Here is a 24019-nt window from a genome sequence, read left to right as displayed (position 1 = left end):
CTGGTAAACATAACAACGATCAGCTTAAGATCCCCTGTACCACGTGGGCCTCTTCCACGCCCGTCAATTTCGCGTCCAGGCCACGATACGGGTAGGTCAGTCGTCGATGATCAATGCCCATGCAGTGCAGTATCGTCGCGTTCATATCACGAATGTGAACCGGGTTCTCGACAATGTTGTAACAGAAATCGTCCGTTTTCCCATATTCGAAACCCCCTTTGATCCCACCGCCGGCCATCCAGATCGAGAAACAGCGGCCATGATGATCGCGGCCCGAACTCGGGCTGCCGATCTTACCCTGGCTGTAGACCGTGCGACCGAATTCGCCCCCCCAGATCACCAGCGTCTCATCCAGCAGACCTCGCTGCTTCAGATCCTTAACCAGCGCGGCTGAAGGTTGATCCACGTCCAGACACTGGTTCGGCAGTTGGCTCTTGAGAGACACATGCTGATCCCAGCCGCGGTGAAACAGCTGCACAAATCGCACACCCCGCTCCGACATCCGACGGGCCAGCAGGCAGTTCGCAGCGAAGCTCCCCGGCTTACGAACTTCAGGACCGTACAGTTCGAATGTTTTTTCGGTCTCACTCGAAAGATCCATCAAACCTGGGACAGAGGTCTGCATGCGATAGGCCATCTCATACGAATTGATCCGTGCCTGAATTTCCGGATCGCCAATCTCTTCCGCCTGTCCCCGATTGAGCGTTGCCAGGTCGTCTAACAGTTTGCGTCGCTGTTTGCGATCAATGCCCGCCGGATTCGACAGATACAATACCGGGCTCGAACCTGGACGCAGTTTGACCCCCTGGTGACTGGGAGGCAGAAACCCTGATCCCCACAGGCGATCGAACAACGGCTGCCCGGGGTTCTTCCCGGTCCCCTGCGACAGCATCACCATATAAGCGGGCAGATTTTCGTTTTCACTGCCCAGCCCATAACTGAGCCACGAACCCAGGCTCGCATACCCGATCTGCTGAGAACCCGTGTTGATAAACGTAATCGCCGGATCGTGATTGATTGCTTCGGTATGCACCGACTTCACAATCGTAATGTCATCGGCAATCGTCTGAGTATAAGGCAACCGCTCGCTGATCCAGGTCTGGTGCTGACCACACTGTTTCATATCCCAGAAGGGAGCCACAACAGGAAACGATTTCTGCCGCGCCGTCATCCCGGTCACCCGCTGCGTTCCCTTCACCGAGTCAGGCAGATCCGTGCCGTGCAACTTCTTCAAGATGGGCTTATAATCAAACAGATCGACGTGCGAAGGCCCGCCCGATTGAAACAGATAAATGATCCGCTTCGCTTTGGGAGCGATCTTCTTCACACCTGCGGGAATGGCAGTTTCTGCCTGCGCATTCCCGTTAAACAACTCCGGCTGCAGCAGGCTCGCCAGCGCCGCACCACCGATGCCGCGGGCCGAGCGACCGAGCAGCGTCCGACGGGTCACATTGCGTTCGTATTCAAAAACAGGATCCATGTTTATCCCCGTGTGATAAATTCGTAGGTATTAAAAATCATGCTCGCCACAGTCGTCCAGGCAGCCGCTTCCGCTACTGGCAGACCTTGATCTCGCTGCGATTCCCCCTGATTCAACAGCGCCACAGCCGCACGTTCATTTGACTGGTAATTTTTTAACTCTCGCTGGTAGGCGGCCCGAACCGTTTTCAGTTCCCACTCTTCAGGTGGTCGCCCTAACGCTTCCTCATAGGCAAAACGAATACGTGAATCAATCCCGTCGCCCCCTTTTTTCATGATGCGTTCTGCATAATTGCGGGAGGCTTCTACAAACTGCACATCATTCAGTAAAACCAGTGACTGCAGCGGCGTATTAGTACGGGCGCGACTTACCAGACAGACTTCCCGATTCGGCGCATCAAAGGTCTGCATATTCGGCGGTGGCACAGTCCGTTTCCAGTAGGTATACATGCTCCGGCGGTACAGCTTCTCGCCATGATCCTGCACGAAGACCTGCGCCGTCGCCGGGGAACTGCCGTAGTGACTGACTTCTCGCCACAAACCTTCGGGCTGATACGGGTTCACACTCGCTCCCCCTACCCGCCCAACGAGCAGACCGGAAACATCCAGCGTCGCATCTCGAATCACTTCCGCCTGTAACCGGAACCGGGCACCGCGGGCCAGTAACCGGTTTTGTGGATCGTCCTTCCAGAGTTCGGGTGTGCCCGCTGATGATTGCCGATAAGTCGCCGACAGCAGAATCTTCCGCAGGAGGTGTTTCACATCCCAACCCTGCTCATAAAATTCGACCGCCAGCCAGTCCAGCAACTGGGGATGCGTGGGAGGATCTCCCTGCGAACCGAAGTCCGCCGTCGTCGAAACGATTCCCTGTCCGAACAGCATTTCCCAGAACCGGTTCACCGCCACGCGCGTCGTCAACGGATTGTCCCGCGAGGTCAACCATTTCGCTAATGCCAGACGGTTTCCAGGATTCTGCTCAGGCAAGCCCGGTAAAAAACCCGGCACCCCCGTACTGACTTTCACTGTCGGCTGATCATATTGCCCCCGATTCAGAATAAACGTTTCGCGAGGTTTCGCAGCCGTATTCATCACCATCGTTTCGAACGATTCCGTCAGCATCTGGCGGCGTTCCTGCAGGTTCGTCAGTTGATACCGCGTGTTTTTCAGTTCGGGTGCAATCAGACTGTAATATTCTTTGAGTGCTGCCTGCTGATTCGCATCACGTTTGGCTGGTTCGACAGCCAGAATCGCCTGGATCGCTTTCGGGATTGTCGTGCCATCATCAACGCCTGAAATCCCGAATACCTGGTAGTCACCAGCCATCAAAGCCTGACGTCCCCCAAATTTCCCCCCGCCCCAGACCAGCATCACGGTAATATATTGTGAATCTTTTGTTTCATAAGGCTTCTCAAAGGTCACTGTCAGATGCTGCTGGTTCTGATTGTGGGGCGCGGGTGACCAGCCGTTATGATCGCGGGGATCCAGGCAGTCCTGTACCGGATAATCGGGATGTGACTCACTGGCAGTGATCTTCGCAATATTAAAAATGGAATACAGGTCAAGCTGATCCGAGTGAATGGCTGTTCCCGAAGCAGCCAGGCTCGTCAGAATGAAACCACCGGGAAACGACTCTTTCTTGCCATGTCCGATCCCCCCTTCTGGCAGTTTTTCATTGGGATAGAAAACAATCCGCAGGCCCGTCAGTTGATCGACGCCTGGTTTGACTTTCAGCGAGATCGAAGGCGAACGCCCGCTGGCCGCCAGAGCAAGAATGTGCCCCTCTTCACTGGTCTCAAAGTCAGAGCGGGTATTCGGATCGGAAACCTTGACGATCTCCAGTTCATGCAATTTGAGATTTTTTCCCCGTTCGGCCAACTGCTGCTGTGTCGCCACTTCCCAGTTACGCATCGCGGCTTCATCCGGGTGATCCAGTTCCGCCTGTAAACGCTTCAATTCCGTCTTCAGCGTTTTTAGTTCCTCACGGGCAAACGAGAGTTCTGTTTTCACCGAGAGTTTCGGTCCGGCGTTCACGCCACTGTTTCCATCCAGCCCCCGGTCTTCCAGCCGATTGAAGTACGCAAAGAACTGATAGAAGTCCTGCATCGTAATCGGATCGTACTTATGATCGTGACACTGGGCACAACCCATGGTGAGCCCCATGAAGACTTCGGATGTAGTCTTCACCCGATCGACGGTGTAGTTGACCAGATTCTCTTCGGGGATCGTCCCTCCTTCATGGGTAATCATGTGATTGCGGTTAAAACCGGTCGCTACTTTCTGCCAGTCCGTCGCATCGGGTAACAGGTCGCCAGCAATCTGTTCGGTGATGAATTCATTAAAGGGTTTATTTTTATGAAAGGCGTCGATCACCCAGTCACGCCAGATCCACATATGGCGTCCGCCGTCAATCGAGTACCCGTTCGTATCCGCATAGCGGGCCAGGTCCAGCCATTTGAGTGTCATCCGCTCTGCATATTGAGGTGTTTCCAGCAGACGATCAACCAGTTTTTCATAAGCACGGGGATCGTCCGATTTCACAAACCGTTCGACCTCCTCTTTCCCAGGAGGTAGTCCCAGCAGATCCAGATACAGTCGTCGCACCAGCGTCCGTTTGTCGGCGGGCTTCGCAGGTTTCAAGCCTGCTTTTTCCAGGCGCGCCAATACGAAATAGTCGATCTCATTCTGCGGCCAGTCTTTTAATTTGACTTCCGGCAGAGCCGCCCGTTCTGGTTTAATATAGGCCCAGTGTTCCTGCCACGCAGCCCCCTGCTGCACCCATTGCTTTAACAGTTCGATTTCCGCCGGTTTCAGTTTTTTACCAGACTCTGCGGGCGGCATCTGCATGTCGGGATCATCCGACAGGATGCGTTCGATCAGCGCACTCGCTTTGAGATTACCGGGAATAATCGCCGATTCAAAAGCGCCAGCCTTGGTATCCAGACGCAGATCGGCTTCGCGATGTTTTTCGTCCGGTCCGTGACAGAAGAAACAGTTATTGGACAGAATGGGACGAATGTCCCGACTGAAGTCGACCGTCGCATCGGCTTTCACTGCGGGAGCCGGCTGCTTCTCATCCGCAAACAGTGTCAGACACGAGATACCAACGGCCAACAGAGGCAGCCAGTGTCGTAGAGAAAGGGTACGCATACTTATCATGCCCTGTGTTTTTCAGCTGAATTCGATCCTGGTGCGTCTCTTAAGAACCGGAACATGCCATCATGGTCCGGGAGAACAGGTGGGTCCCAGCAAACGGATCGTATTATCGATCTTAAAGCCTCTGAATAACGCCTGTCAAGGTACGAATCAGGCAGAGCGGAGCATTTCATTTGACTCAGGTGAATTGCCACGCTGATTCGAACTGTTCACGGCATCAGACGTAGAAACCGCAGAAACCCGCAAGTGTTTCCAACCAAGGAACACCTGCGGGTTTCACAATGTTTACCGAGTCGAAAACGCGGCTCTGATTACAGAGGACGTACGACGGACAGGCTCCGCCAGTAATCAAACAGCGTTTCGACAGACAGGACGCCGCCCCCCATGCCGCTCTTATTGATACCACCATAAGGGATACCGTGGGCAAACACATTATGCGCGTTAATCCAGCTGTTCCCTGCACACATGGCTTCGGCAACACGGGCCGCCCGTGACAGATCGGACGTCCAGACACTGTTGGCCAGGCCGTAATCCGTGCTATTGGTCATTTCAATCGCCTGCTCTTCATTTTCAAACGGCGCCAGAAATGCCACTGGTCCGAAGATTTCTTCCCGGGCCGCTACATTATCCAGCGTGCCTGCCAGCAGAGCCGGTTTGACATAATAGCCCTGATAACCGGGGACTTCCGCAGCGCCTCCTTCCAGCACGCATTCGGCGCCTTCCGCCTGACCTTTTTCCAGATACGAAAGCACGCGCTGATGCTGTTTGGCGTTGACCACAGGTCCCATCTGCGAGGCGTCATCCAACTGATAGCCCACCTGTACTTTTTGCAGACGTCCCACACATTCATTCACGAATTCATCATAGATATTCTTGTGAACCAGCCAGCGGGTCGCATCACAGCAGACCTGACCGGTGTGGAAGGTGATTGCATTCACCAGCTTTTCTGCGGTATCGGGAATGTCGACATCATTAAACACGACGGCGGCTCCCTTACCCCCCAGTTCCAGTTTGACGGGAACCAGGTTACGACCGCAGGCTTCCGCCACCATGCGACCGACTTCAGGAGAACCAGTGAATGACATGCGCTTCAGTTTGGGATTCGCAGATAATGCGGCTCCTGCGACAGCACCATCGCCGGGTACAACGTTGATCACGCCATCGGGAATCCCCACTTCTTTCGCCAGTCGCGCCAGATAGATGGCGGACATCGGCGTATCTTCGGCTGGCTTGATGACAACCGTATTACCGGCAGCCAGAGCGGGCGCAATTCCCCAGCCGATCAACAGGAACGGAAAGTTCCACGGGAAGATAAATCCGCAGGCACCGTAAGGCTGACGCACGGTCCAGGCTTCGTGATTCTTAACCGCCAGCACCGAACGTCGCTGGACGTGTTGTGCCAGGTCAGCAAAGTAACGAATCGTATCGACAAAGTTCTGCACATCCCCTTGCGCCTGACCTTCAATCTTGCCGGCGTCCAATGACTCCAGCTGGGCGATCACATGTTTCTGTTGTTCGACGGCATCCGCCAGACGATGCAGCAGGGCACTCCGTTCATTCTGAGGCAGTTTGGCCCAGCCGGTTTTGCGGAATGCGGCATCCGCCACATCAACGGCCATATCGACATCAGCGGCCTGAAAACTGAAGACCTCCGCCAGTTGTTTGCCCGAACCCGGATCGGATGTGACAAAGGTTTCGCCACCCGTGGATTCGATCTCTTTTCCGCCGACGACTCCTCTGAGCGGTCCTCCCTCGAGAAAGGCCTGGACTTCGGGATACAGATCATTCGCAGTAGTTGTTGACATCGCGCGCTCCTGTTCAATGAATTTCAGTAAAGACTGCTTCGTGCCCCGATCTTTAAAATATCACCATGACTGATCAAAGGGCAGATTATTGCATTATTATTTCCCGACGGCTTCCTGCTGCCGCAGTTTATCATAACCGTAATCCCATTGAAATTTAAACGGTAAACGCGGATTAAGTTAGAAGGATCCGGGCCTCCTGAGTTTTCAGAAGCCCGTCTAAACTCCCCCAAAACACCGATTTTAATTACAGGCAGAGCGTATCGCTTTGTAAGCAAAAGCGCTGCCACTCCCCAGTAAGATCATCTCACCGCTCTACTAGAGAAGTGAAGAATTACTGGCTGACAGCAGATGTTTATTGACCTTTCATTCTGGTTTCCATCAATTCCATCCTGGCTTTAGAAGCCGCGAGTTGTGCCTGGCCAACGCTCTTAGCCAGAGCAGGTCCCAGACTCGGAGTCGACTGCAACCGTTGCATCTCAGTTCTGATTTTCGCTTCAGCTGCCTGATCACGTGCTTTCAGTTTTTCTTTGATCTCGCGATCTTCTTGATCTGAATATTCCTTGGTGCGTTTGAATTTTCTGATCTGATCTTCCAGATGGACCGCTTCAACCGAGGACTCTGCCATTCTGTCACCAGCTGATTCTGCACTGGCAGCATCTGTGATCGAGGCAAACATATCAGCGGCCTGTTCTTTAAGTTCCAATTCCCGTGTGAGCATTTTTTCATATTTACCGGGTAGACCTATACCCTCCCCGATCGCCTGCCAGTCCACCATAAACACCCCGGCGACAAGCACCAGTGCGCCGGCAGAAAACAAAGCGATCTTGATCAGTGCCGCAGTATTGACGGACTGCTTTTTTTTCTTTTTGCTGCTGGAACCCGGCTTCTTTTTTCTTCGGCGAGGGGACTGATACTCTGGTTCAGAGGAACTGGATGTTCTGCGTTTTCTTCGACGGGGAGGGGGGGGCGTCACGGAATAGAAACCTTGCTTTTGACTTAAATCAAATTTGAAAACTAATGTTCAATCTAAGCCATACATTCTATATATGCCCGTAAAGTAAGATCAACTCTGGATTACATCGGTTTACAAATTGAAAACCAAGCGATGATTCTCAGCTCACTTCCCATTAAGAATCTCCACCTGAGCCCGCGAACTGGGAGCATCGAGTAACTCCAGTCGCAGTACGTCGCGTTCAGGGGTGAGATCAATCGCGAATGTCAGGCGATGCACGCCTTTCGTCAGTTCGATTTCGGTTTCCGGTTTGAGGACAATCGGTTTTTCGCCGAGCCACATCTTCAATCCATCTACGGAATCAAATTTCAGAATCGCTTTGCCTGGTGAGAGTGCTTCCAGTTCGCAGCGGACAAACGCTGCGCCTGTCGCCCGGTTTGAAACATGCAGCTTGCCGATCTCATCGAACTTGCGGACAGGCAGACTGCCATCCACGCGGCTGTAAGCCGGTTCCCAGACAAAAGCAGGATTCTCAGTCGCTGCGGTCGCATGTCGCGTACGGCGAATCGCATTCATGGCGCCCGGCGTCCCTTTCATCACCCGCCAGCGACGCACCACGCGGTCTTTACTCACTGTATACGCGTCTGTTTTGCCCAGTTCGGTCAGAAAACGTACCAGGTCGGTCAGTTCCTGCTGAGTCAATTTTTCCAGCAATCCAACAGGCATCAGTGATGCAGCCGGCGCTTCTTCGTCAATCTGGTCCAGGGGAATATTCATGATGTTATCATTCACATCCCGCAACACGAGCTGGCTGTCTGAACGTCGCACGAGCACACCCGAATAAACTTTCCCCTGCAGTGTCACCACAGTCACCGCATTATAATTTTCTTTCACTGCTTTATTGGGGTTTAACAGGGAGTCGACAATGTAATCGGGTTGGGAACTGCCACCCAGGCTGATCAGGTCGGGACCGACTTTTCCCCCAGCGCCTCCAATCGCGTGACACTTCAGGCAAGACAGATCTTCCCGACGGAAGATGGCTTCACCACGCTTCGCATTTCCTTGCGTCTTGACAGCATGGATCATGTTTGCCATTTCCTCCGGTGGAAGATTCACCGGCTGAGGCGCCCCGCTGCTGGACAATCCTCCGGCCACGGCAATCGCTTTTGCCAGTTCCGGATTCGAACGGCCCGTCGATTGAATCGAGCGTCCCAGGTGAATCGCAGCATCTTTAGCGATTGTTTTGCCTTTCAATGCGTTCACCAGCACTCCCGTGCCTCCCTTACGCTGCAGGAAGATATTTGACAGTGCGGTTAATTGATCAGGCGACGTCACGGTATTCATCAGTTTCACAGTCTGCGCGGCAGCCAGTTTGACATTCATCTCCGCCAGCGCAGCGACCGCAGCAATTGCCAACGCCTCTGACTCTGTACTCTCAGTCTGTTTTAATAACAACTGCTGATTCTCTTTGCCTCCCAAACGTGCCAGGGCATGCAGACTTGTCTTTCGCAATTCCACTTTGGCTTGATCAGACTGCGCCAGTTCACGGATGGACTGCTGCAATGAAGCAATCTTCCAGAGACCTGCACATTCAATCGCGGCCTGCTGAACCGCCGGGTTTTCCGAGCGAAACAACTGCTGTAATGCTTCCAGTTCTCCCGTAGGACGTATTTTTCTTGCTTGAACAGCGTGAGCCAGCGTACGCAGTATCGCCGCCTGATGGCCGGGCTTCGTTTCCGGTTTAAGAGCCAGTTCATACAGCTGCTGCAGATCGCCGGCGTTGGCAAATTTCCCCAGCAGATTCAGACTGGTCTGCAGTTCGCTGTCCGGAATCTGGCCTGTCTGAATCAGTTTTGTAATTACCGGAGCGACTTCAGGAGAATTGACGGCCGTTAATGCAAACAGCAGCTTCTTCGGATGCTTTTGCAGGGTCGACGTTCCGTCCAGCACCTGAGGCAGCCAGATCGATTTGGTTTCGCGGGTCGTCAGCCACAAGGCATAATCCAGAAATTCATCAGCCGGATGATCGAGCGCCTGGTAAGCGTCTGTCAGCACAGTCGGTTTGTCGTACAACGAAAGCGCACGAACTGCTTCCAGACGTACGCGCGGATGTTCGTCATTCGCCAGGGGCGCAATCAGAGCGTACGTCTCGGGCAGTTTGTCTTTCCAGTGCCGGGCGACACGAATCGCGGCAGCACGGGCGCGCCCATCTTTCGCAGACAGACATTGTTTCAACAGTTCCGGTTGCACACTGCTGAGGCTTTGCGCGACCCACAGGCCTTCCAGTTGATTGTGTTCAAACTGCGGATCCTGGGGATCAAGTGCTTTCAGCCAGGCTTTCAGATCGGCTTCGACTTTTTCCCGGCCCCGCTCCCGCAGCACATTTTTGGCGTTCTGTCGCGTCCACTCTTCGGGCAGTTTTAATGCTTCCAGCAGTTCCTGGTTTGACGCATCCACCAGTTGCGGTCGTGGTAATGTCGGTTTGCCTTTATAAGTGACTCTCCAGATGCGGCCATGCGTATGATCGCGGCGGGGATCGCGGAAATCGACTTCACCATGCTGAATGATCGGGTTATACCAGTCGGCGATGTAAATCGCTCCATCGGGGCCCATCTTCACATCAATGGGTCGAAAGGCAACATGATCGGTTTTGATCAGTTCAACCTGCTCGCGCGAAACATACCCGGCTTCATTTTCGGTTACGACAAAGCGGCACACACGATGCCCACGAAAGTCGTTGGTAATCATATTCCCCTGCCAGTCATCAGGCAGATGACGACCACTGAGGATCTCCAGGCCACAATGTTTGGGAGAGCCGAGATTCAGTCCTTTCAGAATCCGATCCATGCCGACCGCTGTCACAAAGGCTGCACCGGGGAATGTATAATTGATTCCATGTCCATAAGCACCGTCCGTGCAGAATGACTGCCCCCAGCGATCAAAATGATGCCCCCAACTGTTGACCATGCCGCGCATGACCACTTCCAGGTCCATTGTCTCCGGTTGATACTTCCAGATGCCTCCCCCATTCAGCCGACGCACGCCATACGGTGTTTCGATATGGCTGTGGATATAAATCGACTGATTAAAAAACAGTTGACCTGCTGGTCCGCGGCGGAGGGTGTGCAGAATATGATGAGTGTCTTCTGTTCCAAATCCCGCCAGTTCCGTTTTACGAACATCCGCTTTGCCGTCACCATCGGTATCTTTCAAAAACAGCAGTTCGGTGCTGTTTCCGACATACGCGCCCCCATCACCGGGCATCACCGCCGTGGGAATCAACAGGCCGTCAGCAAATACGGTTGTTTTGTCTGCGGTTCCGTCTCCGTCCTGATCTTCCACCACCAGAATCTTATCGTTGGCTTTTTCACCCGGCTTGATGTGTGGATAAATTTCGGAAGAGGCAATCCAGAGTCGCCCCTGTGCATCGAAATTCATCTGAATCGGCTTGGCGATCTGGGGATCGGCGGCGTACAGATTGACTTCGAACCCTTCAGCCACTTTGAATGACTTGCGTTCCAACTCCGGATCTGGTGGGGGAATGTCCGTCAGGTCACGCTGGGCACGGACTGTTGATACAGAGAACAGGCTCAATAGACAGACGGAACTGAGGATAAGACGTTGAAATGATGAAGGGGCTTGATTTATCACAGGAACGATCCTTGTAGAGATCTATTAACAGGTCGGGATGTAATTCGTGAGTCGGGATACTTCAGAGACAGCTAATGTGAGGAAACCAGGCTGTGGATCGCGGCTTCTTTGGCTTCGATTAACGGAATGAACTGAGGCAACTCTTTTGCATTCTGCCCCTGTTCATGTTTGCGAAAACCCAGTAGATAGGTAATATTTTGAGGACGCCAGTTATAAAAATACTCCTGGTTCTTATCGAAGGTCAGTTGGGCTACTTCATCTGCGACAGCAGGAGAAAGTTCAATCGGCTTTAGACCAAGATCAACAGCGATCATGCCGGCAGCACGTTCGTATCCCGCTTTCGTCAGGTGAATCCCGTTCGTTGTCCACTCGACCCCGGGATCTCCTTTCGGTTCCGGAATCAACTGTGAGTACAGGTCGACAAAATAATGATCTCCTTTTTCCGCAGTCTGCTGCAGGATGTCGGCATACAATTTCAGATCCTGATTATGTTTCGCCGGGTCAGGCAGCGGCCCCCCTTCGTTTTCGTAACGATGAGGAGAAACAAAAATCAATTTCGCGCCAGTCGGTTTCAAATCACTGATCAGTTTCTGCAACTGTGCCTGAAAGGCAGGTAAACCCTCTTTACCGGCGAAAGCTTCATTTCCCCCGTAACCCAGCAGAATATAGGTCGGTTTGAGTTCGTTGATCTGCTTGATCATGCGCTGATAACCAACGGCGGGCGGATCAAATATGCCACGAGATTCCGCCCAGACCGTATCTCCACTCCAGCCCAGATTGCGAAACGAGAGCTTTGCCTGGGGGAAACTGCGGAGAAAAACACTTTCCCAACTCCCGAATTTCTGTGACCGTTCGATCATGGTATTGCCTAGAAAGACAATCCGATCACCCGATTTCAATCTCAAAGCAGGTGGAGCCGCGGAAACGGAGGAGGCGGAGAAAAACACAAAAAGAAGCAGGCAGATGCTGAGACGCTGATTCACGGAGAAACCTCAATAACGGTAGTTGAGTAGTGGATAGTTCTTCTACGCTAAAATAACAGGCTGTGTGAGTTACAGCAAATCAGGAAATACAAAAAACAGGGCAGGAATTGACGATTCAAAACAAATGCTCAGCGCATCTGTTTAATTAGCTTTGTAAAGATATCACGGCAAAGCCAGCGACACAGAACTCCGCTGCTCATTGATTCTGACTGTCTTCCTGCCATTTACGTGTTGTGAAGACGGTTGTATTCGGATCAGCGTTCAACTGGGCATCCTCAAAGTAATCTGTTTCAACTTCCTCAATCCAGAGCCGTAATTCGTTTGCATAATCGCTGGGAAGATCGCTTTTGACAAGCAGTCGATGAAATTCCGCCGCGCCATCTTCACCCAGATCTGCGGATTCCGCCGTTTGGAACCGTTCTGCCGGATCGGGGTGAACCAGGCGATGGATCAGTTTCATCAACGGTTCGCTGAGCGCAAACTCCTCTGCAGGAAACCATTGGGGAAGCTGTTGTAAAATATTCTGTTTGGCTTTAATCAGTTGTGCATATTTCAGATTCGCAAATGGTTGAAATCCGGTGATGACTTCGATCAGAATATATCCCAGACTGGCCAGATCGGACTGGGGGGTTGCCCTTCCCCCGGACAGAATTTCCGGAGCTGCATACGTTGGCGTACAGGGTTGCGTGGAAGGTAGATTATTTAAATCGATGGCGGATCCGATATCAATAATCTTGGCATTCCCACTCCGCTTGAGCATGATATTTGCCGGCTTCATATCACAGTGAATAATCTCGTTGCGATGCAATGCCGCCAGCGCTGCCAGGCACTCGCGAAGTATCGACACTGCGATTCCCGGCTTCAGACGCGGTTGCTGAACCCCTTTGGTAAAAACATTGTTATTGATATTTCTCCAGCGACGGGACGTAACCTGTTCACGAATCTGCTTGAAGGTCGCCGGTGTTAACAGACTTCGCAAGTCATATCCATCGATCCACTCCATTTCCATGATATAGACTTGATTACGTGTCACAAAATTCTGTACGGCAACGAGATGGTTTTCCTGAACACGCGCGACTTGAGCTGCAACCTGCGATAGTCGGGCCATTTCGGTCTGATAGGCGGCTGAGTCGGCGTAACGTTTGGGAGAAAATAATTTGAGCGCGACGGGAATCTGGAATCCATCAGCGCCTTCGCGAGCACTCAGGTACACCACTCCCTGCCCACCAACCCCCAGGCAGCGGGAAAACACCCGCTGATTATGCCAATCCAGGGAATTGGCATCGAGCAGGTACTGGTATTGCTGGTCTAATTCTTCCAGCGAAACAGGATGTAAAGATTCATTAGTAGTCAAAGTAATTCCGCGTCAATTAAGGAATGAAATCCCTCCCGAATTAATCCAAACCAGGATTGTGTCTGCTATTGTTGAGACTGATTTGAATCGAAACTCATAGTGTCTTCAGTTCCGTTATAGGATCTTTTGAGTTTGAATCGAACTTCGTGAGCATTTTTGAATCGCATATCATAATCAGGAATCGGTGAATGTGAAATTGGCCGCATTCTCTAATTCGGACACGATTCAAAATAATTGTTGCTTTTTAGAAGTGAAGTGATAAACAATAGACATTGAAGGCACACTGAAATTGGCCCGGTTACAGGAATCGTATCACATCCTGTTAACAAAAACAGGGCAGAGTTCCTGAAACTACTGGTTTGGACAAGATACCAGAAAGTCAGGTTCAACCCTGTTTTTAACTGGTCCCCAATTTCTAAATTTCAGGATATTTGTTCAAGGAGCAGGACAATGATTGCGACGATCAAATCCACTTTAAATGCGCAATCGATTTCACAACTGATTGATGAAGTAGGTAACATCCTGGAAGCGGGTGAGGGATGTTGGAAATTAGAATACGGCAAACGTGTCCTGTTTCTGATTGTGGATGCAGAACACGATCGCGTCCGCGCCATGACCCCCATCCTCAAAGAAGAAGACCTGGAAGAAGATGATCTGTGGGATGTAATGGAAGCCAACTTTGACCGTTCTCTGGATGCCCGCTACGCGATCGGCGATGGCGTACTCTGGTCCGTCTTCCTGCATCCGCTCAATGACTTGAGTCGCACACTTTTTCTGGATGGGCTGGACCAGGTCGTTACCCTGGCCAACAATTTCGGCGGTTCTTTCTGCAGCAGCGATATCGTTTTCGGTTCAGAATAATTCCAACCGGAAACCGTTGATGATCAAGCATCCTGCTCATCGATAATCAATGTGCAGTCGGGCAGGCTCTGCAGAAATTTTTCTCCATAACGTTTGGTTCGCACGCGCGGATCGAGAATCACGACCTGCCCGTAATCACTGGCGGTCCGGATCAGTCGGCCAAAGCCCTGTTTCAATTTGATGACCGCTTCCGGAATCTGGTAATCCATAAACGGATTCCCGCCACGGTTCCGAATCGCTTCCATCCGGGCCTCCAGCAGGGGATGATCGGGCACACTGAAAGGCAGCTTGGTAATAATGACGTTGGTCAATGCATCCCCAGGCACATCGATGCCCTGCCAGAAACTGTCGGTACCGAACAGTACCCCGCGCGGATTATTACGAAACCGCTCCAGCATCAGAGAACGAGGCAAACCTTCTCCCTGCAGATACAAAGCCAGATTGTGTTCTGACAGCCACCCACTGATGCGGTTAGCACATTGCTGCATCATTTTATAACTGGTAAACAAAGCGAAGGCATGCCCGTCGGTCTGCTCTATGTACTGCTTTAATTTCTCTGCAACCGCCGCTTCATACGCCGCCGGCGACTCGCCGGGATCGGGCATCGAAGCGGGCAGTATCAACCGCACCTGCTCCTGGTAGTCAAACGGACTGCCGAGTTTCAATTCTTCAGACTGAGTCAATCCGAGGCGGGATCGCGTAAAGCTGAAATCCTGATCGCCAACCGCTAACGTAGCTGAGGTCAAAATGACGGTCTGTGCCTGGTTAAACAGTTCGTCTCGCAGCACCGGACCGACATCCACGGGCGCATTCACCATTTTCACCCGCTGATTTCGCCCGCGAGTGGTTTCCACCCAGTAAACCGAGTCGCCTTCTGCCTGTTGAGTCAGCCAGCTGTTTAATGAGTCTCCCAATGCGGTACATCGCTCAGCCGCAGCTGACAGCTCGATTTTCTCTTCTTCATTTTTCAGAGTGAAAGCATATTCAGCAATACGGGCCGCCAGCAATCGCATTTCCTGCGAAACACCATTTTCAATCGGAGGCAACTGCCTGATCCGGCGATTGGCCAGACCGGAACTGTCCTGCCATTCCAGGAGATGATCGAATAAATCTTCCACCATAAATCGCAGTTGAGTGACATGCTGCTGACAGTCGATCAGGTTGTGATGCAGCAGCAGTCCTTTCTGAGTGCGGTCGTTATACAGCTTGTTAAACAGATAATCGAACTGACTGTTTGTAATCGACAGTCCCAGATGATCTCCGGCAACCGCCTCGATCGTATGTGCTTCATCAAGAATCACGGTATCGTAATCCGGAAGAATGCTGCTTCCCTCTCTGCGAATCGCCAGATCGGAGAAGAACAACGCGTGGTTCACTACCAGCACATCAGCATTCCAGACACGTCGACGCGCCCGATAATAAAAACAGTCGTTGTAAGTCGCACAGCGTTTCCCCAGACAGTTCCCGTGCTCGCTCTGAATTTCATCCCAGATTTTTGGAATGGGTCGAAACTCCAGATCCGCACGACTGCCATCGCTGGTTTTATGGGACCACTGCACGATCTGATCCAGTTGGCTCAGTTCTTCTTCTTTAGAAAAGGTACTGCTCGCTCGCTCCACTGCACCTTTCAATCGGCGCAGACTGATATAATTTGAACGTCCCTTGACCAGAACCGCAGAAAATTCCACAGGGAGCACGGCATTCAAAAACGGGATGTCGCGGTTAATCAGCTGTTCCTGCAGGCTGATCGTATTCGTTGAGACAATCAACCGCTTTCGGTCTTTTCCGGAACGGGTTTCATTCTGTTTACAGGTCGCCAGTATCGCGGGTACCAGGTACGCGAAACTTTTTCCCACACCCGTCCCCGCTTCTACCAGTAGATGCTGCTTCTGTTCAATCGCGTTGGCAACAGCCTCCGCCATTTCCAGTTGTTCGGGACGGTGTTCATATTTTTCGAGCCGCTGCGCGATCTTGCCATCGCTGCCAAGAATAGAAAGTACATCTGTAGTCAATACGGGCCTCATCCGGTGAGATAGAACAGCAATACCTCCGATCATTCAGGAGAGGACTGCCAGAGAATTTTATTTTTTGCGACGGAAACTGACCACGCAGATGTCGTCCTTCTGCACGGAATCATTACAAAAGAGTTCCACGTCCGCCAGCAGCCCCTTCACGAGCGGCTCCACGGAATCGGGACCGCTCTTCAGAAACTTGACCAGTCGATCCCGATGATACAGTTTATTGTCCTGGTCCATGGCTTCCGTGACCCCATCCGTATACATCAGCAGGGTATCCCCTTTTTCCAGGGTGATCGTCTCTACATGGAAGACCTGTTTCTTCAGGACTCCCAGAGGCATCCCCGACTTCTCCTGTGCAATCGGTTCTACTGAGCCATCAGAGCTTTTTCTCAGCAGGGGTGCCATATGCCCCGCATTGACAATGGAAACCGTATGCTTTTTGGGATCCAGGACTGCCAGTATGAACGTGATGAAACGCAGGCCGACTCCATTCGAGGCAATTTCTGTATTCAATTCGGCCAGTGCTTTATCAGCGGTATTTCGGGACAGCACTTGATACCGGGCTGAGGCATAGAGACGTGCCATCAGCAGTGCAGCGGGTACACCTTTTCCCGCAACATCACCTAACGTCACTGCCAGTTTGCCGTTGGGAAGTTCGATGTAATCAAAATAATCACCGCCGACACTCTGGGCTGATTCATAATAATCAAAGAACTCATACTCTTTATATTTTGGACGATTGTGAGGCAGCAATCCCAGCTGAATCTGATGCGCAAATTCCAGATCGCGTTCGATATCCCGCTGTTTGACCAGATCTTCATGCAACTTCGCATTTTCAACCGCCAGACTTGCCTGTTGGGTAATCGCCACGAGCACGTCCAGGTCATCTTTATCAAACTGCTGACCAATATCACGGGTCGCTATTTGAATTACTCCCAGAATGTCCCCCCCCTGAGAGACAAGAGGCACACACATCATGGATCGAATCCGCAGGGACGTAATACTCTCGCTCATTTTAAAGCGATCATCTTCGACAGCGTCCGCACTCAGAATCGCAGAGCCGCTCATGATCGCCTGACGGACGATCGTCGTACTGATGCGAATTGAATCTTCATCTTCAGTTCGCCGGGCCTTGGTTGCTTTCACTACCAGCTTTTTTCGTTCCGGGCTCTGCAACATGATAAAGCCCTGATCCGCGGGAGGGAAAATCTTGAACAGACCATCCAGAATTCGCGGCAGTACTTCATCCAGTTTCAAGGCGCGACTCAGAATCTGGCTGATTTCCAGCACGGCATGCAGTTTGACTTCGGGTTTAACGTTGATCCGTAACTGGCTGCTCGTGTTCAGATCGAGCGAGCTGATAATCGAGGAACCGTCCAGCACGCCCTCACTCGGATTCGTGTCATCCAGGGAAAGTTGCGCGTCCTGTTTCAATGACTGACTGTTGACTTCCAGCGTCTGCTGAATGGCGGAATCAATAAAATCAGGGGATTCCTGATAGTCCAAAAGGAACTGCATCTGAATGTCACAGATACTGATGGTATCGTTTTCATGCAGTTCCGTTCGACCTTCAATCACGGTTCCATTTAAGAGGGTGCCATTGCGACTGTGCAGATCTTCCAGATAAAAAAAGCCGTGGCTTTCCAGAATCTGAGCGTGGTAGCGACTGACGGCGACATTATCGAGCACGATCTCACAATTCGGGTGGCGCCCCATGATCACCCGCTCGCCGTTCAATTCGACGATCTGTTCGGGAACCTTCCCTTTGAGTATTTGTAATATCGCCACCGTTGTGCCCGACTAGACTGGAGTTTGACTGATAAATTTGAACGGACCGGAACCGAGGCTTCTATCTGAATTTGCCTTCTCACTTCACAGATCCAGAAATATCCTCGGCCCATGCAGTACAAGAGCTTATTATAGAACATTTTCTGAGAAATGACAGCGCTTCCGTCACGGAGACTCCCCAAGATTCTCAGAACCCGTTCAGAGAGCGAGATCCCGATATCAAGGGTTAAAGTTCTGCTCTTCTTCAGTTTGAAAAGATTCAAACAGCTTTTGCATATCTTCCTTGGTTGTAATCTGAGGTGATTTCTGGTTTCTCTCCAATGCCAGCATCACGATATCCCGTAATTCCGCATCCAAACCATTGATATTATCTTTGACAAAGAGTTCCCAGATATCCTGGGATTTTCGTGCCTGCCCATTGAGACTCTCCAGAGCCATCAAACCCGCATAGCCATTGGTAACCTGGTCAGCCTGTCCTGAATTCACCAGTTCCTGAAAAATCGCCTTGGCTTCCTCATATCGCCCTGGTCTGATCAGCAGAACGCCCAGCCTGATTTTAGCCCGGGGAGTGTATATCTTATCTTCCGGATAGTTCTTAATCACGGCCTGCCAGCCATCCTCGCTGTTACCCAGGCGGGCTGCCAGAAGAAACTGCTGAGACGGGCTTTCTTCCTGGGGAATGATTGCCAATTCCGAATTTTGATTCTCTGAAGTCGGATAGGGCGCCTCCAGTGGATTGCCCGGTCGATTCACCCAGCCCACCGCTGCTGCCACGCCTCCCAGGCAGAGTGACGCCAGAACAAATGCCAGCAGCTGTTTCTGAAAACTCCGATTCCCCTGGAAAGGCAGCAGTTCGCTCCAGCTGCGTTTGTGAACCCCGGGACTCTCTTCCGATATCTTTTTGATCTCCTGCATTAACTCTGTCGCATTCGCGGGCCGCTTGTCCGGATTTTTTTCCATCATCCGGTGCACCAGGTTACACAAGTCTTCCGGCAAATCGGGACGGCGTTTTTTCAGTGGGAAAGCCGCTTCATTCAGATGTTTCACAGCAATCGACAACGCCGTCTCACCATGAAAAGGGGGCTTCCCCGAAATCAGGTGATAACAGGTCACGCCCAGCGAATAGATATCGCTCCGTTGATCGAGGGTTCTGCCGTTGACCTGCTCCGGACTCATATACAGGGGCGTTCCCATGGTGGTTCCCACCTGGGTCAGGTTCACCCGTTCTTCCGTCTGACCAATCTGCGCCAGTCCGAAATCAGCTACCTTGATCAGTTTTTTAGAGGTGATCATGATATTCTCGGGCTTGATATCCCGATGCACGATCCCTTTTTCTGCAGCGGCATTCAATGCGGCGGTTGCCTGTCGCATAATCCGTAAGATCAAGGCACAGTCAGGCGGAGTATTTCGAGCCAGATGCTCTTTCAGATTGACGCCACGCACATATTCCTGCGCGATATAATGCGTTCCCTCGAAATCGCCCGTCATATAAACCTGGACGATATTAGGGTGAGTCAGCCCTGCAGCGGCCTTGGCTTCCCGTTCAAATCGCCTGACATGCGTTTCATCACTCATCAGCTCACTGTGCATGACTTTGATGGCAGCTTCTCGCTTGAGCGAAACCTGCTCGGCCAGGTACACGGTGGCCATTCCCCCCTGCCCCAGCTTGCGTAAGATCTTAAAATCTCCCAACTGTTTGCCAATTAGACTCACAGACTCGGTGGGGGGATACAACTTTTGTGTGCTTTCATGGGTACGATAGATCGTTTCCTGTGAGGAATCAGATTCCACGAAACTGGACGTTGGGGGCACACGCATCCCTTCTGACTCACGAACGGGAGAGACAGAGCTATCATCAGAGGTTTCAGCGGAAACCTTCCTGGTCTTATTCTGCGGCTTTTCAGATGGCATAAGTTGTTATCTGGCAGTATCGTAAGTCGTTTGATCACTGAAAGAAAGCTGCACACTCTCTCCATAATAGAGGTGATACCCTTTCAGGTATAGAGAAAGTTTTTATTTGTCTGAAAAAACCGGTGGCAGCCGGAACTTAATCAAGTGGTTAACGGATTATTCACATTGGACGGTCTGCCAGACGGTTCAAAATTGCGGCTCCCTGCTCCAATACGGGGTTCTCCTGAGCATACGAAATCCGAAAATGCGTATCCCGACCACTGAACACATTACCCGGTATGATCAGCAGGTTATTCTGGATCGCGGCGGTACAGAATTCAGTTGCCGTCCCCCAGGGAGTGCGGATAAACATGTAAAATGCCCCCTGAGCCCCCGAGATCTCGTACTTCTCGGAGAGTAGATCCCGCATCAAATCCCTTTTTTCCCGGTATTCTTCCACACGATCAGAGATATCGCATTCCAGAGCGGCCAGCCCTGCCCACTGCACCGGATGCGGCGCACAAACAAACGTGTATTGTTGCAGCTTGATCATCTGCTGAATCACGCTTTGGGGCCCATGCACGAAACCCAGTCGATGCCCGGTCATAGAGTGCGATTTACTGAAACCATCGATCACGATGACATTTTCGTTATAGGTAGCCGGACTCACAAACGGCGCGTCATAACAAAAGGAACGATAGATCTCATCGCTGACCAGCGCAATATTCTTTTCCGCCGCCAGCTCAGCCAGCGCCCTCGTCTCTTCCTCAGAAGCCACATGTCCGGTCGGGTTACTTGGGCTGTTAAACAGAATCAGTTTCGTGCGATCGGTAATCGCAGCGCGGACCTTTTCTATATCGATCGAGAAGTCAGGGTAGGTCTCCACGAAAACCGGCTTCCCCCCCACCACGCGTGTGAGGTGTGTATACATCACGAAATAGGGATCAAAAATGATCACTTCATCACCAGGATTGACCAGCGCATTTAATACCAGCATCAACGCACCACTCGTGCCACTGGAGATAAAGACCTGGCGATCAGCGTGACCATAGGTCTCATCGACCTGCTCCTGGATTTTCCCAATCAGCGGTGCAATCCCCTGTGTCTGGCTGTAGGCATTTTTGCCATCCCGCACAGCCTGACACAACGCATCTTTAATGGAATCAGGCGTGTCAAAGTGGGGTTGTCCGATACTCAGATTGATCGGATTTTCCATCTTCGCTGCCAGGTCGAATACTTTACGTATGCCAGACGCATCAATCAGATGCATCCGGTCGGCGATCCATTCTTCACTCATTTGATTTTCGTTCTCTATGTATTAAAAGGCTGAATTGATCATCTTTGCTACCTGCAGTTTATCATATGCTTTTCATGCAAAGAATGCAGGAACCGCTTACACGTTTTTCTGAATATGCTTCGTGATAAAATACAGTCCGGCATAAATCCGGGCATCCAGCAGGCATCCCCGTTGCCGCGCATCCTCCAGCCAGCCTTCTATCTCTGCAAACGGGACTGCGTGCACTGTAATTTTTTCGGATTCATCTCCGCCCCCGGCACCGACTTTCTGCAAATCCAGCGCAAGAAAAAAATCAACCGCTTCATCCGTCAGGCCCGCAGAGGATACCGTGGATCCGAGCGCCACCATCTGCCCCGCCTGGTAACCGGTTTCTTCCAGCAGTTCCCGGGCAGCGGCAGTCTCCAGTAACTCCTCTTCCTGACCAGCAATGTCACCCGCGAGACCTGCAGGAAATTCAATCACGTTCGCATCCACCGGTGGTCGGTACTGCTCGACCAGAATTACCCGCTGATCAACCGTCAGCGGAAACAGACAGACGACTCCCGTCGTGTTGACACGCTGCACAAACTCCCAGCGTCCCCGTTGGACCAATCTGATAAAACGGCGTTCAATGATCGTCTGATCGGATTCCTGACCTTCATCGCTCATAATGATCTCTCAATTAATTCCATTAGACAGACAGAGGGGCCCAAACAGGCTCATCATGTTTCTTGCAGAGAACAGGCTCATTCGCTCCCTTAACGATTGATCTGCAGATTCAGTTTATTGAGAATGGAAACCTGATTCTCTCAATTTCACATTTACCATCAGAACAGAGGCGCTGGTTTGATGTATAAAAAAATGATACATAAAATTCAGCAGAGGTTCGCTCATAATTCCAGGCAACCCGCCTTGAGACTTCTTCTCGTCCCGATTGTATGTGCCCTCAACGGTTTTTGCTACACTTGCGATGGGGAAGCACAAGTCAAATTTTCAACCACCCGTCAAACCGCTTCCCCGGCCAAAATAAGCTGACTATGTTCATTGGGAACTTCTTTTTCTCAGACACCAGGAAACATCTATGAAACCGCTCGCTCTATTACTCTTCACATTCACATTACTCTTGAATCATGCCCTGGCAGCAGACTCCATTGTCGATACCGCTTCCCCGCTGGAAACGATTGCCAGTGACTTCGGCCTGGCAGACGGCCCCGCCTGGGACGGGGGAGGCAGCCTGTATTTCCCGGATGTCAAGGGGGGCAAACTGTATCGTTACTTTCCTCGCACGGGAAAAGTTTCGGTCTTTCTGAATGACGCCGGCCGGATCAGTGCCAGCTATTTCAATCATGGTAAACTCTTCCTCTCCGATAATGGAAACAGCCAGATCTGTGTGCTGAATGGGAAAACAAAAACTCCGATCGCCGGTCAACCCGCGGATGCCAAACCGCCCCGCAAACCCAATGATCTCGTCGTCGATCAACAGGGAGGCATCTACTACACACTCACAGGTGCAGGGGAAGTGATCTGGATTTCTCCCGCAGGCAAACAGTCAGTCGCCGTCAAAGATATCAAAACTCCGAATGGGCTGATTCTGTCGCCGGATGGGAATACCCTGTATGTCGCTGCCTACGTTCCTAAAGAAATCTGGGCCTATGATGTCACCAGCCCCGGCGTCACAAAGAACGGACGCCTGTTTGCTAAAATGGATTCCGGCCCGGACAAAGGTGCAGACGGGATGACCGTCGACCGCGCCGGCAATGTCTATTGTGCCGGTCCCGCTGACATCTGGATCTGGAATCCCGCGGGTAAACTTCTGGCGAAAATCCCTACGCCCACACGCCCCATCAACTGTGCCTTCGGCGATTCCGACATGCGTTCGCTTTACATCACCGGCTTTGGAGGCCTGTATCGTCAGCGCATGAATGCCTATGGCTGTATGCCGGAACCTGCGGTCTCTGCAACAAACGGAAATACAAAACGTCCCGCCACCACAGTTCCGGAATCCGTCACACCCCATTTGAATGTTGTCTATGGCCAGACAGGAACCCGGAAACTGCTGGCCGATATTTTCGTACCCAAAACAGGGAAAGGCCCTTTCCCCGCAGTCGTCGTTGTGCATGGCGGAGGCTGGATGCATGGAGATAAAACCAAATTCCGCGCCCTGGCGGTCGCACTTTGTGAACGTGGCTATGTCACAATGGCCGTCGGATATCGCCTGGGACATGAAGCAAAATTTCCTGCGGGAATACAAGACTGCAATGCGGCAGTCCGGTTTCTGAGAGCAGAAGCCAAACAGTATCACGTCAATCCGAAACAGATTGGTGCTGTCGGTGGCTCTGCCGGCGGACATCTGGTCGGCTTGATGGCGGCTGCTCCTGATGAGAAACAGTTGCAGGGAGATGCCGGCTACCCGGATCAATCCTCAAAACTGCAGGCAGCGATTGTGATGGCCGGTCCCATGGAAATGGCTTCCGGCACTGTTGCTGAACGTTCCCGCAAGAGCGGCGACAAATCCTATTCTAACCAGTGGCTGGGAAAATCGATTGATGAGGCCCCCGAACTGTATCAGATCAGTGATGCCTACCTGCATTTCGACAAGAAAACCCCACCGCTTCTGTTCATGACTGGCGAGTTCGACAACCCCGATCGCAATGTGCCATCGCGCGAAAAACTGAAACTGCTTGGCGTCACCACTGGCATTAAAGTTTATCCCCAAGGCAAACATGGCTGCTGGAATCAGCTGCCCTGGTTTAAGGACATGGTCGAAGATATGGACCAGTTCTTTCAGCAGAATTTGAATTAAGGTGTT

General features: G+C 51.8%; 15 protein-coding genes. 3 read left to right on the top strand and 12 right to left on the bottom strand.

The features are described 5' to 3' along the window. Positions 1-19: 19 nt before the first annotated feature. Both ACN0YH_RS16375 and ACN0YH_RS16370 read right to left on the bottom strand, forming a co-directional pair. Positions 20-1480 (bottom strand): DUF1501 domain-containing protein, encoded by a 1461-nt coding sequence (locus tag ACN0YH_RS16375; protein WP_417380651.1) that lies wholly within the window; start codon positions 1478-1480, stop codon positions 20-22. A gap of 2 nt (positions 1481-1482) precedes the next feature. Continuing rightward, the gene (locus ACN0YH_RS16370) at positions 1483-4626 is read right to left on the bottom strand and encodes a DUF1553 domain-containing protein (protein WP_417380650.1); all 3144 of its coding nucleotides are present in this window, start codon (positions 4624-4626) and stop codon (positions 1483-1485) included. Positions 4627-4633: 7 nt separating this feature from the next. On the opposite strand from ACN0YH_RS16370, the gene ACN0YH_RS16365 reads away from it, so the two are divergent. Further along, positions 4634-4831, top strand: coding sequence for a hypothetical protein (locus ACN0YH_RS16365; RefSeq protein ID WP_417380649.1), 198 nt, complete (start codon positions 4634-4636; stop codon positions 4829-4831). 112 nt (positions 4832-4943) lie between these two features. On the opposite strand, the gene ACN0YH_RS16360 is transcribed toward ACN0YH_RS16365, so the two are convergent. The 5 genes from ACN0YH_RS16360 to ACN0YH_RS16340 form a co-directional block, all read right to left on the bottom strand. Beyond that, on the bottom strand, positions 4944-6437 hold the full coding sequence (locus tag ACN0YH_RS16360) for an aldehyde dehydrogenase family protein (RefSeq protein WP_417380648.1): 1494 nt from the start codon (positions 6435-6437) through the stop codon (positions 4944-4946). A gap of 352 nt (positions 6438-6789) precedes the next feature. Next, positions 6790-7410, bottom strand: a complete 621-nt coding sequence (locus ACN0YH_RS16355; protein ID WP_417380647.1) for a hypothetical protein — start codon at positions 7408-7410, stop codon at positions 6790-6792. 144 nt (positions 7411-7554) lie between these two features. Further along, a complete protein-coding gene (locus ACN0YH_RS16350; protein WP_417380646.1) occupies positions 7555-11040 on the bottom strand; it encodes a PVC-type heme-binding CxxCH protein in 3486 nt (1161 codons plus the stop codon). Between the two features lie 71 nt (positions 11041-11111). After that, entirely contained in the window at positions 11112-12023 is a 912-nt protein-coding gene (locus ACN0YH_RS16345) for an SGNH/GDSL hydrolase family protein (protein WP_417380645.1), read from the bottom strand. 196 nt (positions 12024-12219) lie between these two features. Continuing rightward, positions 12220-13377 carry a serine/threonine-protein kinase gene (locus ACN0YH_RS16340; RefSeq protein WP_417380644.1) on the bottom strand — a complete coding sequence of 386 codons (1158 nt, stop codon included), beginning with the start codon at positions 13375-13377 and terminating at the stop codon, positions 12220-12222. Between the two features lie 450 nt (positions 13378-13827). On the opposite strand from ACN0YH_RS16340, the gene ACN0YH_RS16335 reads away from it, so the two are divergent. Then, positions 13828-14238 (top strand): hypothetical protein, encoded by a 411-nt coding sequence (locus tag ACN0YH_RS16335; protein WP_417380643.1) that lies wholly within the window; start codon positions 13828-13830, stop codon positions 14236-14238. Positions 14239-14261: 23 nt separating this feature from the next. On the opposite strand, the gene ACN0YH_RS16330 is transcribed toward ACN0YH_RS16335, so the two are convergent. The 5 genes from ACN0YH_RS16330 to ACN0YH_RS16310 all read right to left on the bottom strand — a co-directional run bounded on the left by ACN0YH_RS16330 (position 14262) and on the right by ACN0YH_RS16310 (position 21879). Further along, the gene (locus ACN0YH_RS16330) at positions 14262-16262 is read right to left on the bottom strand and encodes an ATP-dependent DNA helicase (protein ID WP_417380857.1); all 2001 of its coding nucleotides are present in this window, start codon (positions 16260-16262) and stop codon (positions 14262-14264) included. Between the two features lie 57 nt (positions 16263-16319). After that, positions 16320-18044: a SpoIIE family protein phosphatase gene (locus ACN0YH_RS16325; protein ID WP_417380642.1), complete on the bottom strand. Its 1725-nt coding sequence runs from the start codon at positions 18042-18044 to the stop codon at positions 16320-16322. Between the two features lie 219 nt (positions 18045-18263). Then, complete coding sequence (locus tag ACN0YH_RS16320; RefSeq protein ID WP_417380641.1) at positions 18264-19955, bottom strand: serine/threonine protein kinase; 1692 nt, start codon at positions 19953-19955, stop codon at positions 18264-18266. Between the two features lie 160 nt (positions 19956-20115). Beyond that, the gene (locus tag ACN0YH_RS16315) at positions 20116-21231 is read right to left on the bottom strand and encodes a pyridoxal phosphate-dependent aminotransferase (protein ID WP_417380640.1); all 1116 of its coding nucleotides are present in this window, start codon (positions 21229-21231) and stop codon (positions 20116-20118) included. A gap of 96 nt (positions 21232-21327) precedes the next feature. After that, entirely contained in the window at positions 21328-21879 is a 552-nt protein-coding gene (locus ACN0YH_RS16310; RefSeq protein WP_417380639.1) for an NUDIX hydrolase, read from the bottom strand. 412 nt (positions 21880-22291) lie between these two features. Here ACN0YH_RS16310 and ACN0YH_RS16305 point away from each other — a divergent pair, with 412 nt between their 5' ends. Continuing rightward, on the top strand, positions 22292-24013 hold the full coding sequence (locus tag ACN0YH_RS16305; RefSeq protein ID WP_417380638.1) for an SMP-30/gluconolactonase/LRE family protein: 1722 nt from the start codon (positions 22292-22294) through the stop codon (positions 24011-24013). The last annotated feature ends 6 nt before the right edge of the window (positions 24014-24019 follow it).

Origin of the sequence: Gimesia sp., from assembly GCF_048262075.1 — a bacterium.
GTDB lineage: Bacteria > Planctomycetota > Planctomycetia > Planctomycetales > Planctomycetaceae > Gimesia.
Note: the sequence above shows the minus strand (reverse complement) of the source record. Positions and strands in the feature narration are given on the sequence as shown.

Bases quoted from the DNA above. Each gene is read 5' to 3' on its own strand.
- ACN0YH_RS16375 (WP_417380651.1), bottom strand. From the start codon at position 1,480: ATGGATCCTGTTTTTGAATACGAACGCAATGTGACCCGTCGGACGCTG.
- ACN0YH_RS16370 (WP_417380650.1), bottom strand. From the start codon at position 4,626: ATGCGTACCCTTTCTCTACGACACTGGCTGCCTCTGTTGGCCGTTGGT.
- ACN0YH_RS16365 (WP_417380649.1), top strand. From the start codon at position 4,634: ATGCCCTGTGTTTTTCAGCTGAATTCGATCCTGGTGCGTCTCTTAAGA.
- ACN0YH_RS16360 (WP_417380648.1), bottom strand. From the start codon at position 6,437: ATGTCAACAACTACTGCGAATGATCTGTATCCCGAAGTCCAGGCCTTT.
- ACN0YH_RS16335 (WP_417380643.1), top strand. From the start codon at position 13,828: ATGATTGCGACGATCAAATCCACTTTAAATGCGCAATCGATTTCACAA.
- ACN0YH_RS16330 (WP_417380857.1), bottom strand. From the start codon at position 16,262: ATGAGGCCCGTATTGACTACAGATGTACTTTCTATTCTTGGCAGCGAT.
- ACN0YH_RS16320 (WP_417380641.1), bottom strand. From the start codon at position 19,955: ATGCCATCTGAAAAGCCGCAGAATAAGACCAGGAAGGTTTCCGCTGAA.
- ACN0YH_RS16315 (WP_417380640.1), bottom strand. From the start codon at position 21,231: ATGAGTGAAGAATGGATCGCCGACCGGATGCATCTGATTGATGCGTCT.
- ACN0YH_RS16310 (WP_417380639.1), bottom strand. From the start codon at position 21,879: ATGAGCGATGAAGGTCAGGAATCCGATCAGACGATCATTGAACGCCGT.
- ACN0YH_RS16305 (WP_417380638.1), top strand. From the start codon at position 22,292: ATGAAACCGCTCGCTCTATTACTCTTCACATTCACATTACTCTTGAAT.